Below are 1,030 nucleotides of genomic sequence, written 5' to 3' on the forward strand. Positions count from 1 at the left end.
CCTACTCGTCACTACGCACACGTAGATTGTCCTGGACACGCCGATTATGTTAAAAACATGATCACTGGTGCTGCTCAAATGGACGGCGCTATCCTTGTTGTTGCTGCGACTGATGGCCCTATGCCACAAACGCGTGAGCACATCCTTCTTTCTCGTCAAGTTGGCGTTCCTTACATCATCGTATTCATGAACAAATGTGACATGGTTGATGACGAAGAGCTACTTGAACTAGTAGAAATGGAAGTTCGTGAACTTCTTTCTGAGTACGATTTCCCAGGTGATGACTTACCACTAATCGCTGGTTCTGCGCTTAAAGCGTTAGAAGGCGAGAAAGAGTGGGAAGACAAGATCATTGAGCTTGCAGACGCACTTGATTCTTACATCCCAGAGCCAGAGCGTGACATCGATAAGCCATTCATCATGCCTATCGAAGACGTTTTCTCAATCCAAGGTCGTGGTACTGTTGTAACTGGTCGTGTTGAAGCTGGTATCATCCGCATCAATGACGAAGTAGAAATTGTTGGTATCAACGATACAACTAAATCTACTTGTACTGGTGTTGAAATGTTCCGTAAACTACTTGACGAAGGTCGTGCTGGTGAGAACATTGGTGCACTTCTACGTGGTACTAAACGTGAAGACGTTGAACGTGGTCAAGTACTAGCTAAGCCTGGTTCAATCAACCCACATACAACATTCACTTCAGAAGTATACGTACTTTCTAAAGATGAAGGTGGTCGTCATACTCCATTCTTCAAAGGTTACCGTCCACAGTTCTACTTCCGTACAACTGACGTAACTGGTGACGTACAGTTACCAGATGGCGTAGAAATGGTAATGCCTGGCGATAACGTTAAGATGACTGTAAAGTTAATCTCTCCAATCGCAATGGATGAAGGTCTACGTTTCGCAATCCGCGAAGGTGGCCGTACTGTAGGTGCTGGTGTAGTAGCAACTATCGTAGAGTAATAATTAACTTTTAAGTTAATTATTAGAAAAAGGTCACTTCGGTGGCCTTTTTTAATGTCTG

At 44.0% G+C, this 1,030-nt stretch carries 1 protein-coding gene; it reads left to right on the forward strand.

Features of this window, described 5'->3' with window-relative positions; all coding sequences use genetic code 11:
• Positions 1-969: elongation factor Tu (gene tuf / locus FW757_RS23075; RefSeq protein WP_182762824.1), on the forward strand; the 969-nt coding region annotated here is incomplete at its 5' end.
• Positions 970-1,030: the final 61 nt, after the last annotated feature.

Source organism: Pseudoalteromonas sp. 1181_04, from assembly GCF_052850545.1.